The organism is Paraglaciecola mesophila (assembly GCF_009906955.1).
Lineage (GTDB): Bacteria > Pseudomonadota > Gammaproteobacteria > Enterobacterales > Alteromonadaceae > Paraglaciecola > Paraglaciecola mesophila_A.
This window is the reverse complement of the sequence record NZ_CP047656.1, coordinates 4,544,866-4,557,964: the sequence shown is the minus strand read 5'-3', so window position 1 is coordinate 4,557,964 and position 13,099 is coordinate 4,544,866. Positions and strand designations below refer to the sequence as shown.

Here is a 13,099-nt window from a genome sequence, read left to right as displayed (position 1 = left end):
CTTCCACAAAAGATAGGACTCAATATGTAAAACGGTCTAATTAAACAGACCTTTTAACTTATCACCTGCTTTATCAAGCAGTTTATCTTTTTGTTTTTCAATTTCTTCATTGACCTTTTTCTTAGCTTCTTCAGTCAAACGTTTTTTAGCTTCTTCCTTAGCCGCAGCCATAATATTATCAAGCATGTTATTGACTATTGCAGCACCTACTTGGTTCGCTGGCAAACCGTTAGGTTTACCGATTGAACCGGCATTAAAAGTAGGTAGAGTAACTTCATATGCTTTCTGCTCTATATTTAAATCGCCCGTTGATAGCTGTTCAAAATTGAGCTTAAGACGTACATTACTTACCGTAACATTCTCCACAATGACCAAGGGGTTAGCACCATCCGTTGATTCAGGTGTTGGTTTGTCATCGGACTTGGGTAAATTAGCTGCTAAGTTATTTTTCAAAGCCAATAAGTTACCACTTCCACTAGCATCTACTTCATATAAAATTTCAGGGGCATTTACGCTGACATTTTGTATTATATAGGGTTCGCTCAGCACCTCACCTAAATCGAGCGTGATATCGCTTACACTAACGGCATTCTCAGAACTAAACCCCATGGGATTTTGTACTGTAAGTCCATTGATGCTCATACGGCCATCTGATAAGGCCAATTCAACTTGAGCCACAGACACCTTTGTGTCTAGATAATCGCTTCCTTGCTGTTCTATTTGAGCGCGGATAAAGTCCCCTGCCCCACTTAACAAATACCAAGTTCCAGCTGCAATAATGACGAGTAAAATAAGTAAAATCCCTAACCCTTTTTTCATAACATCCTCTTTTGTGTTCAATTGTTTATTGAGTAACCACATTCAGTGTATCAGAAGATCTAAACTATCAAATATTCGGCAAATGTTTAATAGCATTACGCGTTATACCAATTCCATTAAATAATTGGCCTCTCAGAATTCATCCAGCGGGTTTTGAACAAGGCGTCGGTGTGTAGTAATGGTTGCTCCCTTTCAAATACCGAGAACGCAGTGCAAAAACCGCTGGGGAATTCCCTACGGGCGAATTTTAAAAGGGCTTACTCTGTGTTGCTCGAACTTGAAAGAGCACAGGTTAGTTTTTAATAAAGGGCTATCATTTAAGCGCCTTGATTAAGTCCTTTTAAATTTTCGCTGAGTGGTTAATTATTTAATGGAATTGGTATTAATACATGCACACTGCTCGAGAGTCTAAATGAGCTTAAACAAGGCGCATGATTGAATGAATAGTTATTTTTTTGAAGTCATGCAAAGCTGTGTAAGCCTGTTTAAACCTTGCCTAAAAGGAATACTCCAACGTTCACAGGGGGACTTATTAATGCGGATTTATATAGCGAAAGAGTATTTAATGGAATTGGTATAAAAAGTAGAATTTACAGCCGACATCAAATGAAAAAGGCTCCACGAGGGAGCCTTTTAGCAGAGATACACTTTTATTAGCAGATAACGCTATAGTGTAATTCCACGATTTTTCGCTTTTTCTTTTATGTAAGGTTCCCAACTTCTCGCACTGCGTGAGGTTGATTTATCCTTTTTGGCTTCCAATACGTGCTTGTAAGCACTTCTGTATTTACCTGTATAAAAGTTAGCTTCCATCATCGCCATATGAATACGACCACGATCATCAGCTCCCTCATCTAACGCCTTCTGCAGTGCCGCTAGTGCGTCACTATACTTTTCAGCAGTGAGTAAAAGCGTACCTTGCTTGCGATAAAGATCAGGATCTGAGTTCATCTTAGCCGCTTCACCGTAATACTTCGCAGCCTTAAGGTGATTCTTAGCCTGATGCCAAGAGTTAGCTAGATTAGTCAGTGCTTTATCGTCGCGCTTAATAAGTCCATTTTCAACGTTCTTTTCAAACACAACAGCAGCTTTATAAGGGATTTCATTAGTTGCGTACAACTGAGTCAACGCCTTAACTTCTGCAGCTTTTGTCAAGTAACCTTGATTGTAAGCCATTTCAAACGTAGACAAGCCTTTCTTATAGTCTTCAACCAACATGTAGAAGAAACCAAGTTGTGTCCAGTTAGCCTTGTTGTCAGGGAAGATTTTCACCATCTCTTCAGCTACTTCGACAGTTTCTTTATACATTTTACGGCTGTAATAAGACGTCAACTTCAACGCATAAGCGTTTTTGTTTGGCTTATCGTCCAAAGCAATGGATTTGTTAAGAGGCGAAATCATATCTGCATATTGTTTCGTCTCATACAAAGCTTGTCCCATACGAAGATACACATCAGCATCTTCCTTACAGGTGAAGTCCATCCATTCCTGATAACGCTTGACTGCTTGTTCGTAACGCTTTTCTTGCATATTTAAATCTGCAATCAAACGCAACGTACCAGCTTGCTCAGTGTCATTAAGTGCTTTGGCATTAACTGACTTTTCTAAATATTCCAGCGCCTTAGGGCCGCTTTCCGATTTAGTGGCAAGTAAGTTACCAATAAAACGGTCTGTAAACGCTCGGTCAAAAGTTTGCGAGGTATCGATTTCATATAAAATAGATAGGGCTTCATCCACCAAATCTTCATTATAGGCCTCAAATGCCTTTTGTACTTTTTTACCGGTGCGCTCACTTGGAATATTAGTCGGACCACGTTTATAACCTGGACAAACGATAGCCGCAGACTGAGCGCTAACGAAACTGGAACTTAACGTAGAAGCAGCGAACGTTGCGCCAACCAACAATGTTTTAAAATATTTATTCATTATGATTGATCCAACTTAAAGTCTAATTGAACTTTCATACCGAACTGCTTCATAGGCTTACCATCTTCAACCTTCGGCTTATACTTCCACTTTCTAAGTGCACGTTTAGCTTCACGGTCAAAAACTCGCTTAGGATCAGCTTCAATGACGTCAACATCTTCAACACCACCTACTTCATTGATCGTAAATGAAAGTTTTACCCAACCTTCTTTACCATCACGAGCAGCTTGCGCTGGGTATTTAGGTTCAATTCGAACGATTGGTGTAGCATCACCATCACGTTGCATTGCACCCACACCACCGATATCAACTGAAGCGCCACCTATATCTACTGCTGGCATATTGAAACTTAAGCCATCAGTATTTGCGTCCGCAGTGTCAGGCTCAACTGGCTCCAGTTTAGGAGGCTGCTGAGGTGGCGGCGGAGGCGGAGGCGGTACTCGAGTTCTAGTTTGAGTAGTATCATCTGGCGTTGACATAACAATATCAATAACCGGTGCAGGTGGTACTTTGTCTGCTGGGCGTGACGAGTTAGCAATTAACTTAGCCATGACAACAAACAATACAAATGCAACTACCCCACCAAGGAGTACAGAAACAATTAAACGTCCCATATTAGCTCCCCTTAGCAGCGATAGAAATGCGATCTATACCTGCAGCTTTGATTTGATCCATTACGTCGATCACCACACCATGTTCTGCATTTTCGTCAGCCTGAACTATGACTACGTCAGAAGGCTGTTCAGCCATCAAACGTTCTAAGTTAGCGCGAACACTATCAACATCGATTTCGCGTTTATCCATCCAGACGTCACCGTCTTCAGTAATAGCGATAAAGATATTGGCATTCTTCGGCATAATAGCTTGCGATGCACCAGGCTTATTCACCTCGATGCCCGCTTCTTTGACGAAAACAGTCGTTACAATAAAGAAGATCAGCATGATAAACACGATGTCCAACATCGGCGTCATGTCAATCGCAGCATCTTCTTCTTCAACACGTACTTTGCGAGCCATAAATTCCTCTCTCTAATGATGGGGCAAACTGTCAACTAGCTTTTCTTTTGCCATTTTTACTCTCGCCTCAAGACGAGAACTAAAAAATACGCCAGATAAAGCAGCGACCATCCCAGCCATTGTTGGAATCGTAGCCATTGAAATACCAGCAGCCATAAGGCGCGGGTTACTTGTGCCCTGTGTTGCCATCGTTTCGAAAACGCCGATCATACCGGTAACCGTACCTAAAAGGCCGATCAATGGGCACATAGCAACAAGTGTTTTTATCAACAACATTCTTGCGCTAAGTCCATCGGATGCTTGCGAAATCCATGCGTCACGGATTCTATGCGCATACCAAGAGGTAGTATCTTCTCGGGCATCCCATTTTGAGACAATGTCTTTTCTCATTTTAGGAAACACGGAAGTTAAGTACCAATAACGCTCTATCATCAAAACCCACATTAAGAAGAGCGCTAAGGCGACAACGTATAGAACGTCACCGCCGGCAGCGATAAAGTCCCTGACAGACTCCCATAGTTCTATCAGGTATAACATCTTAGGCTTTCTCCGACTCTACGTGTGCAGCAATAATACCTGCAGTTTGCTCATCAAGAATATGAACGATTGATTTGCTACGACCAGCAACGATGCTGTGCATAAGAATCAAAGGTAGTGCTGCGATAATACCTTGAGCTGTTGTTACCAACGCCATAGAGATACTACCAGCCATTAGTCTTGGGTCACCTGTACCGAACAATGTAATTTGTTGGAAGGTTGCAATCATACCAAGTACCGTACCTAACAAACCAAGTAGTGGAGCGATTGCTGCGAAAATCTTGATGATATTAATACCACTTTCAATTTTCGGAAGCTCTTTAAGAATCGCTTCGTCAAGCTTAAGCTCAAGGTTTTCAGCATCAGATGCTTTATTATCTTTATATACTTGAAGAATACGTCCAAGTGGGTTGCCGCTTGAAGGATTGCCTGTGTTGTTCAACTGAGAACGCATTTTTCCACTGATAATCGTCAAGGTAACAATTTTATAAAGACCGATAAGAAGACCAAGAATCAACATAGCAGTAATGACGTAACCTACTACACCACCTGCATGATAACGCTCAGACATAGTTGCTTTTTCTTTAAGCAAACCTAAGATACCGCCACGTGAAGGGTCAGCATAGAAAGGTACTAGGCCAGATGTAGCAGATAACAACTCTTGAGCTGAACTTACTAGATAACCATCAGGTTGACGACCAAGAGGCTGAACGATCTCATTTTGATCATCGTAAACCAAGTAACCTTGCTCACCAATCAAGTTAAATGTACCTACACGTACAACTTCTTGAGTAGTAGAACCCCCATCCAAGCTGATTACTTCAGTTTGGAAACGAGAAACTTGACCTGACTCGGTCATCTCAGTTTGAAGAGCGAACCACAAATCTTCTAACTCTTGAATGTTAGGAAGACCTTTAGACTCTTCTGACATGCTCTTTAAGAACTCGCCACGGCCTGGGAATTCAGCACTTACAATAGAAGTAGAGATTTGACCAAATGCTTCAGAAGATGCTTGACGCACAACACCAAACATTTCACCAAGGGTACCAGTTGCTTGATTAAGCTCCTGCTCTTTTTCTGCTAGCGCTACTTCGTTGTCTGAATATTTCTTGGCAAGGTTATCACCACGAGTTTGTTCAGCTTTAAGATCAGCTTGCGCTTTTCTAAGAAGAGCTTGTTTGTCAGCACGTGCTGATTGGAACTCAGCTTCACGCTCTTTGTTTATGCGAGCTTCAGAAACTCGATTCTTCTTAACTTCTTGCAGTAAGTCTTCAAGAGACGTAGCCGCATGAACTGAAGATGCGAATAAAGCTACCGATGCCGCAGCTAATACTGATTTATAGATTGTTTTCATCGATATTACTCCGCAGCTTTAATGGGTAGTTTGATTAGGTCAGCTGGCACGAGTTTGTTGGCCATACGAACAGCCGTTACTACAGAGCTTAGGTATTCATCACCCAACTTCTGCCAAGCTCTTGCGTCGTTATCCCAAACCCAAGCGTTTTTCTGATCTAAAGAAAGCGCTGCTAAAACAGTACGACCTAGGTTAAAGAAATCAACAGTGATTTCAGTTCCTTCAAAATCAAGCTTGCCTTGGTAAGCACGAATGTTCTGACCATACTGATTTTCAATTTGATATGCTTCGATTACCTGACGGAACTGCTCTGAAGTCGTTACGTTTGAGTTAGCCATGATGTCGCGAAGACGCTCAACACGTGCGCGACGCTCTTCAAGGTTAATAGGAATATCAAGTTCGATAAATTGCTCTAGACTGTCGATCATACGAAACATCAATGGAACAACACCACGTTTAACACCTTCAATACCGTCTATTTGACGTTGAAGAGAATCGATACCGCGCTGCTGGTCCGCAACCAATGTTGCTAGATAGTCGTTATAAACTTTTAAGTTTTCTGTTTCATCAACAACTTGGCGATATTCAGAAAAGATGTCTAACGATTGCTCGTATAGTTTGTTAATTTTTTCTTGAGACTTCGCTGCATCCACGTGAATCTTCGACTCTTCTTTATGAAGGTCATTCAACGGGTCTGCAGAGACAACAGCACTACTACCGAGTGCTAGTGCACCGATAACGGTAGAAGCAATAAGGTTTCTCTTGCTCATTTTGGACATAATTCCCAACCAATTTTCTTGTTTTGGATCCTCGCCGACGGGTAAAAAAACGTCGCAAGGGGCTTCTAAGCTTTATAAGTTATAGGGGCTTAGCATTAATGGAATTTAACACTAAGACTTCAAGATATTCACATGGAACCCTGCGAATTGTCAAGGTGGCACATGTATTAAGCTCAACAAAGTTGAGTGAAAAAAAGATAAGTAAAAAACTAGCTATTTGAGTGTTCGAACCATTTTTTAAACAAAATGGAGCTTGCATGAGCAAACGTGGCTATTTTTCATACAAATACAGCACTAATAGTTATAGAAATGCGAAATAAATTCATATTAATTTATAGCCAAAGTAAAGCTCTTTAAAAATTAACATTGTTAAATTGGATCACAATTTTAATGTCTGACGGACAATTTCTGCCGAATTGGTGAAAGCCCGTCTCTTTTTATAAAAAAGTAATGTCAGTTTATCGTTACATTTCATAGCGCTAAACACCAAGCGGAGCACTAAGTTTGCGTTTGTTATCTCAAACAAACTTCGATATTGTTAGCACAAAAAATAAAAGTGTATCTAAACAAGGGAATTATAAAATGAACAACACACTTATTTTAGCTGGTCTTGTTATCAGTTCTTTAGCTTTAACAGCATGCTCTAGCAACGAAGTCGCACAAAAAAAATCTGCCTTCAGCCAATGTGTAAAAGAGAATAAAGGTGACGAGGAGTTATGTGCTTCTAAAGAGTCCGTTGATCGTACAGGACTAATCTGTAAAAACGTCACCGTAACCGGGTCGAGACTTCCTGAAAGAGTTTGCACAACTAAGGCACAAAGAGAACAACAATCACGGGATTCCAAAATGATGGTTGAAGGAATGCAGCGAAGAGGACAGGCGACTAGCCAGCAGTAATGAATGAAGTGCACTCTAATTTGAATGATAGTGTCGATGCCAGTTTAACTGCGTGGGAAAGTCATTGGCAGAAAACAAATGATACCGCCGCATTCGAAGAAAGCACTCCTCTTCATAATTACTTACAAAAACATTGGTCTTTTTTTTTAAAACAAACCATTTCCCCACATAACGACACTAAATTAGTCGATCTTGCGTGTGGAAAGGGGACTGTCAGCGAGCTTGCCGTATCACAAGGTAAAGCGGCAAGCACTAGCAGTCTTGAAATCCATTGTGTTGATGCTTCATTTAGTGCCGTTCAGAATATTGCCAAACGTCTGGGTATTACAGCTGCGTGTCAAGCAGATTGTGCTAGCTTACCCTATCAGAACAATAGCTTCGATTTAGTTGTAAGCCAATTCGGCATTGAATACGCGCCCATACATTCCAGTAGTGAGTTTGCTAGAATTTTAAAGTCTTCAGGGACATTTGCTGCTGTTATCCATTGTAAAAATGGTGCTATTTATAATGATTGTTATGAAAAGCGAAAACTGTTTGAAACAGTTTTATCTCTTAACCTTTTTGAATACGCGCAAGATGCATTTACAGCAGGTTATGCGGTCGTCGCCGGTAAGCTTCCTCTTGATGCTTTTCAAAGGGCCGATGCTGACTTTGCACCTGTCATTGAACAATATAAACAACTCATCCTCTCTACTAAGAGTGAAGCAAAAAGTATACTCATCCAAGTATTAAAAGACATCGGCTTCATGTATGAAAATATTGAATCTCATAGTGAACATGATGTTAGTGCTTGGCTTGCGTCTACCAAACTCGAGTTTATTAACTTTAAAGATAGAATGTCTTCTATGGTAAGTGCTGCGATGGATGAAGAGCAGGTTTGTCAATTATTGCCTCCATTTCTAGAGAAAGGCTTCTCACACGTTATATGCGAGCGGCTTTCATTGGATAATGAGCCGCCTTTTGCCTGGTTTGTTCAAATATCGAACATCAACGCTTAGTACGCGTATTAATCATTTAAGTATTTTAGGTAGGGCGTGTAATTCTGCCAACGCGATAGAGAGTTTGTATTTATTGGTTGTCTGACTTGCCAAATACTCGCGGTTTTCACTCGTTTTTTCTGCTTATAAAACGCTAAACACGTATCGCTCCATTGCAGCTTCAAAAAATCTAACAAACTCGCCAGCTCAGTATCAAAGTTAGAGACTAATGATTCATAATTGAGAACTAAATAATCATCATCGGATAAAATGTCTTGCCAGTGATTTAGCACCTTTATTTGCTCATCATAACAATGCTTAATGTCGGTTAAGCTTGTGGCATAGTTAAAAGAGCGATCTAATTGCTGAAAGTAAACAGACAAACAATTATCTAGACGATTGCGTTGTGTAAATATAAATTTAGCATGCGGAAATACACGTTTGATTATACCGACTAAAGCAAAGTTCACTGGGTTTTTATCTGTGAAAAAACGAGGGCTAGATAAGTGGCGGTTTACGTTATTTTTGTATTCTTGGGAGATACTAAGGAGGGCTTCTTCACTAAGGTTTTTAGTATTATGAAAATTGGGATCAATCTTTTCAACTGCCTTTTTAAAAAAGTCTATTTCACCTGCTGATTCAACGTCCGGATGCGCAGATAAGATTTGCTCAACAAGTGTCGAACCAGATCGAAACATGCCACAAATAAAAATGGGAGTAAGTGGGTCTTCAAAGGCCAAATTTTCAGCGTAAACCCATTGCGAATTGAAATTGCGACAAACGTCTTGGGTCAGTTGCTCTTGCGTTAAGTGATTATAAGGTAATGAATTTTTAGCCTGTAGTTGATTACCTAAGGTGTAAAAGTGTGCGGCTTGCTTATATTTCTGGCAATCATCGTATAGTTTCCCCAAAGCAAAATACAAAGATTCTTGTTCATCAGGGGTGTATTCGCTTGCAGATAGGGCAGAGTTAATTGTCAAAATTAATCTCTCACATTCATTAGTACTCATTTTCATACTTGCCAGTCGCGACATAGCCAAAGCGTGATCAGGTTGAATTGTTAGAATCTTTTGGTACAACTCAAACGCACGATCTTTGTCAGCTAGCTCATCACATAGACTCGCTAAGTTGAATAAAGCAGGCAAATACGTTGGCTCGTCTTTCACTATTTCGTTTAATACAGTAATCGCTTGCTCTTCTTTGCTAACTTGTTGGTGTATATCCGCTATATTGAGCTTAGCGAGGGATTTATCAGAAAAACCACAGTCAATTGCCGCACCATAGTGGTGAAGCGCGTCATCGAAAAGCCGCTCGCGTTTGCAACCGTCGGCCAAATTATATAACCCTTCAGGATCAGTTGGTGCATCGGATACATAGCTGCGCAAATAATTCAGCGCTCGGGCTTTTTCACCACCTGAGTAACAAAGGGCATATAGGTTTCTAACATACACAGCCGGAGATGAAGCAATTGATACTAATTGCTCTAAATCGGCAATGGCTGACTCAATATCATTGGCTTCTATATATAGTTGGACGAGCGCTCTAAGCACGGGCTCCTTAAATGTTGTTGTCGTTAAAGTGATATTTAATAATTCAATAGCATCAGTATGCTGTCCGAGCGTATGTAACTGATACGCTTGATTAATTTTGTCGAGTATAAAATCTGGAATATTCGTCATATCAGCTATAACTTCCGAGTTGTGACTGAATTTACTCATAAAAAAAGGCACCTAAGTGCCTTTTTTATATTACATCTATTTAGTCTCTATAGCATTAGTAGCTAACTGAAACACCCATGAACACGTAACGTCCTAAAACGTCGTATGGCCCAGGGAAGACGTTACCATTTGCAGAGCCTGCAGGAGCATTGCCAATTACTTGAGGTTCAACATCAAATAAATTGTTTACACCTAAACGGAATGATGCATTTTCAAATGCATTCCAGTTACCTGTCAAATCGAAGTAAGTCTTAGACTTCAGTGAAACGGCATTATCGCCACCATTTAACTCATCAGTACCGTCAACATAGCGCATAGTACCAGTCACAGTAACGTCCCAAGGTGAAATCCAAGTAGTACGCAAGTTGTAACGAAGCTCAGGTGTAGGGCCAGCAGTGTCAACACCACAGATTGAACGGTCCCACTTACCTAAACAATCAACTACGTCTGAACTAGGCGTATTCTTTTGATCCCATTTAGTAAGGAAAGTACCTACTAGGTTCAGTTTGATGTCACCCATATCGCCGATACCAAACTCATATGCAGCGTCGAAATCAACACCTGCTGTAGCGAAGAAACCAAGGTTGATATCTGTAGAAGTAACACTATCCTGACCTAGCCATAAACTACCTGACCCACCACGATTAATAAGACTACAGAACTCTTCGTTACCAGTCGTACCACATTCGCGAATGATAAATTCAGATGAAACACCACCAATTGCGCCTGTTACGTCAATATCGAAATAGTCTAGCGCTAAGCTAAAGCCAGGCATATCACTAGGTGAAAATACAATACCGTAGGAAACTGTATCTGACTCTTCAGGATCTAGGTCAGGGTTACCACCCGTGATTTGATTGTATTGACCTGCAGGGTTACTTGGTGCGCCACCAGCATCATAAGCTGCACCACTTAAACCAGTATTAATACACTGTTCACGAGTAAACTCGATGTTTCCATCTGCGTCAGCAGCACATGGGTCATTGTTCATGTTGAACAAGCCTAAGCTTTGCGCTCTAAACAATTCACGTACGTTACCCGCTCTTACTGCACGTTGGAAACTTGCACGCACTCGCACATCGTCGTTCACTTTCCAGTCAGCCGCATACTTATATGTATTTGTTGATTTGTCAGTTGAGTAATCAGAATAACGGTATGCTAGCTCTAAGTTAAGCTCTTGCATAAAATCAACATCTTGTACTAATGGAATGTTTGCTTCTGTGAAAAGCTCTTCCACCGTGAAACCACCACTAACACCTAATGTTGGTCCGCCTTGGCCCGCACCGTCACCACTTTCGAAACCTTGATCAGGTTCAAAATCTAGTGTTTCTTCTCTTCGCTCGAAACCAACGACTACATTAACACCAGTTGAGGTACCAGGTACGATAACGCCAAGGTCAGTTAAGTCACCTGCAACATAACCACTTACTTGAGTTGTTTCTACATCACCACGAGCAAATAAAGGTAACGTTACGTAATCCAACGCTTCTTGTGTTACTGAGTCGCTTGAAAATACATTCCACGGCACACAAGCAGCGTCAACTACAACGCCATTTGCGTCAGGAATAGCAGAGCGACAAACAGCCTCTCCGGTATCAGGGTCAGAAACGGCATCAAACGCTCTCCCGATGCGAGTAATTGAAAGTTCGTTACGATATGTCTGAATGAATGACGTTGTGCCGTAGTTTGCAAAAATATCGTATGACCAATTGTCATTGATAAAGCCGCGAGCGCCAACTACACCACGGAAAGATGTATGACGAAGGTCATCTTGTCTTGGGTTACCTTCAACATTTCGGCGGCCAATATAAGCGTTACCCAAAACGTCGTCAGTGGTTAATCCGTTTGCACCACAAGTCACATCAAATTGTTGTTGTGATAGTAATGGGTTTGCACAATCCAAAGTAGTTGTTACGAAAAAAGCACCTGATGGAGCAATCTGAGCAACACTACGGTTGTCCATAAAGTTAACTTCAGCATAAACAGTGTGATTGTCATTGATATCATAATGACCTAATGCACCAAATGTTTTACGTACGTCAGGGCGTTGGAAGTAGTTAAGTGGGCCATAGTTGTAGGTAGTTCCGTCACGAGGAACAAATTGGTCACCCTGTACTTTAAAATCATATGACGTTGTATTTCCCAAATTAACATCAGGGTCTGCAACACCATTCAAACCGAAGTCAGTAATACGCCCTTCAGCGATAGTACCAGAGCCCACACAACCTAAAGGAGAACCAGACACGGCACAGGCACTGTAATCACGGCTGCTTTGGCTCACCGCTTGGATATTACGATAACTAGCATACATGGTAACGTTACCACGGCCATCGGCGGTGTTAGCACCTAATAGAACTGAAAAATCATTAGCGTGGCCGTCTTTTACACTACCGTTTGCAAAGTCAAAACCTGAATCAGCAGCTAAACCTTGCATAAATGCATTATCATTGTCGTGTTGATAGAAGCTATGCTGATAATCGAATTGCACGCCTTCGAAATCATCTTTTAGGATGAAGTTAACAACACCAGCAACAGCGTCAGAACCGTATGTTGCAGAAGCACCACCTGTAAGCACTTCAATACGCTCAACCAAGCCCGCAGGGATTTGGTTTACGTCACCGCCTGTACCGCCTGCTAGCGGAGAGCCCGAAGGCATACGGCGCCCGTTAACTAATGTTAATGTGCGGTTTGAACCTAAGTTTCTCAAATCGACCGTAGCAGTACCTGTCGCGCCGTTAGCCGTACCTGAGGTTTGACCGCCGAAAATTTGCGGCATGTCGTTAAGTAAATCTTCTATTCGCGTTACACCACTGACAGCGATATCTTCAGCACTGATTTCAACTACAGGGCTTGCGCTAACAAGGTTGGCTTTTTGAATACGAGAGCCGGTAACTGAGATTTTTTCTACGCTTTGTTGATCGGCAGATGTTTCTTGAGCATTTACTGTAAATGTAGTTAGCGCTGTTGAAGCAGCACCTACAGCAAAAGCTAGACGAACGGACTTCGTCAACTTTGAGTTTGTAAACATGTATGTCTCCCTGGACCACTATATGTGTTTAGTGTTTATTCGCTAAT

Annotated in this window: 11 protein-coding genes; 2 read left to right on the top strand and 9 right to left on the bottom strand. The window is 41.3% G+C overall.

All coding sequences use genetic code 11. The features are described from left to right. Window positions 1–36: 36 nt before the first annotated feature. From FX988_RS19470 to FX988_RS19440, 7 genes are all read right to left on the bottom strand, one after another. Window positions 37–819 carry a hypothetical protein gene (locus tag FX988_RS19470; RefSeq protein WP_160181745.1) on the bottom strand — a complete coding sequence of 261 codons (783 nt, stop codon included), beginning with the start codon at window positions 817–819 and terminating at the stop codon, window positions 37–39. A 666-nt stretch (window positions 820–1,485) separates the two neighbouring features. Further along, the gene (locus FX988_RS19465; protein ID WP_160181744.1) at window positions 1,486–2,745 is read right to left on the bottom strand and encodes a tetratricopeptide repeat protein; all 1,260 of its coding nucleotides are present in this window, start codon (window positions 2,743–2,745) and stop codon (window positions 1,486–1,488) included. After that, window positions 2,745–3,359, bottom strand: coding sequence for an energy transducer TonB (locus FX988_RS19460; RefSeq protein ID WP_160181743.1), 615 nt, complete (start codon window positions 3,357–3,359; stop codon window positions 2,745–2,747). The genes FX988_RS19465 and FX988_RS19460 overlap by 1 nt, the downstream gene beginning before the upstream one ends. Before the next feature lies 1 nt (window position 3,360). Continuing rightward, complete coding sequence (locus FX988_RS19455; RefSeq protein WP_007989861.1) at window positions 3,361–3,762, bottom strand: ExbD/TolR family protein; 402 nt, start codon at window positions 3,760–3,762, stop codon at window positions 3,361–3,363. A 12-nt stretch (window positions 3,763–3,774) separates the two neighbouring features. Next, complete coding sequence (locus FX988_RS19450) at window positions 3,775–4,299, bottom strand: MotA/TolQ/ExbB proton channel family protein (protein ID WP_007989863.1); 525 nt, start codon at window positions 4,297–4,299, stop codon at window positions 3,775–3,777. Between the two features lies 1 nt (window position 4,300). Continuing rightward, window positions 4,301–5,653 carry a MotA/TolQ/ExbB proton channel family protein gene (locus tag FX988_RS19445; RefSeq protein WP_007989865.1) on the bottom strand — a complete coding sequence of 451 codons (1,353 nt, stop codon included), beginning with the start codon at window positions 5,651–5,653 and terminating at the stop codon, window positions 4,301–4,303. 5 nt (window positions 5,654–5,658) lie between these two features. Continuing rightward, a complete protein-coding gene (locus FX988_RS19440; RefSeq protein WP_007989867.1) occupies window positions 5,659–6,423 on the bottom strand; it encodes a DUF3450 domain-containing protein in 765 nt (254 codons plus the stop codon). A gap of 513 nt (window positions 6,424–6,936) precedes the next feature. Between FX988_RS19440 and FX988_RS19435 the strand changes: the two genes are divergently transcribed. After that, a complete protein-coding gene (locus FX988_RS19435; RefSeq protein WP_254700666.1) occupies window positions 6,937–7,329 on the top strand; it encodes a hypothetical protein in 393 nt (130 codons plus the stop codon). Then, window positions 7,329–8,327, top strand: coding sequence for a class I SAM-dependent methyltransferase (locus FX988_RS19430; RefSeq protein WP_160181742.1), 999 nt, complete (start codon window positions 7,329–7,331; stop codon window positions 8,325–8,327). Before FX988_RS19435 ends, FX988_RS19430 begins: the two co-directional genes overlap by 1 nt. Before the next feature lie 8 nt (window positions 8,328–8,335). Here FX988_RS19430 and FX988_RS19425 read toward each other — a convergent pair whose 3' ends face one another. After that, entirely contained in the window at window positions 8,336–10,024 is a 1,689-nt protein-coding gene (locus FX988_RS19425; RefSeq protein ID WP_160181741.1) for a tetratricopeptide repeat-containing sulfotransferase family protein, read from the bottom strand. Between the two features lie 55 nt (window positions 10,025–10,079). Further along, window positions 10,080–13,052, bottom strand: a complete 2,973-nt coding sequence (locus FX988_RS19420) for a TonB-dependent receptor domain-containing protein (protein ID WP_160181740.1) — start codon at window positions 13,050–13,052, stop codon at window positions 10,080–10,082. Window positions 13,053–13,099 lie beyond the last annotated feature (47 nt).

Bases quoted from the DNA above. Each gene is read 5' to 3' on its own strand.
- FX988_RS19460 (WP_160181743.1), bottom strand. From the start codon at position 3,359: ATGGGACGTTTAATTGTTTCTGTACTCCTTGGTGGGGTAGTTGCATTT.
- FX988_RS19470 (WP_160181745.1), bottom strand. From the start codon at position 819: ATGAAAAAAGGGTTAGGGATTTTACTTATTTTACTCGTCATTATTGCA.
- FX988_RS19425 (WP_160181741.1), bottom strand. From the start codon at position 10,024: ATGAGTAAATTCAGTCACAACTCGGAAGTTATAGCTGATATGACGAAT.
- FX988_RS19420 (WP_160181740.1), bottom strand. From the start codon at position 13,052: ATGTTTACAAACTCAAAGTTGACGAAGTCCGTTCGTCTAGCTTTTGCT.
- FX988_RS19440 (WP_007989867.1), bottom strand. From the start codon at position 6,423: ATGAGCAAGAGAAACCTTATTGCTTCTACCGTTATCGGTGCACTAGCA.
- FX988_RS19465 (WP_160181744.1), bottom strand. From the start codon at position 2,745: ATGAATAAATATTTTAAAACATTGTTGGTTGGCGCAACGTTCGCTGCT.
- FX988_RS19450 (WP_007989863.1), bottom strand. From the start codon at position 4,299: ATGTTATACCTGATAGAACTATGGGAGTCTGTCAGGGACTTTATCGCT.
- FX988_RS19430 (WP_160181742.1), top strand. From the start codon at position 7,329: ATGAATGAAGTGCACTCTAATTTGAATGATAGTGTCGATGCCAGTTTA.
- FX988_RS19445 (WP_007989865.1), bottom strand. From the start codon at position 5,653: ATGAAAACAATCTATAAATCAGTATTAGCTGCGGCATCGGTAGCTTTA.
- FX988_RS19455 (WP_007989861.1), bottom strand. From the start codon at position 3,762: ATGGCTCGCAAAGTACGTGTTGAAGAAGAAGATGCTGCGATTGACATG.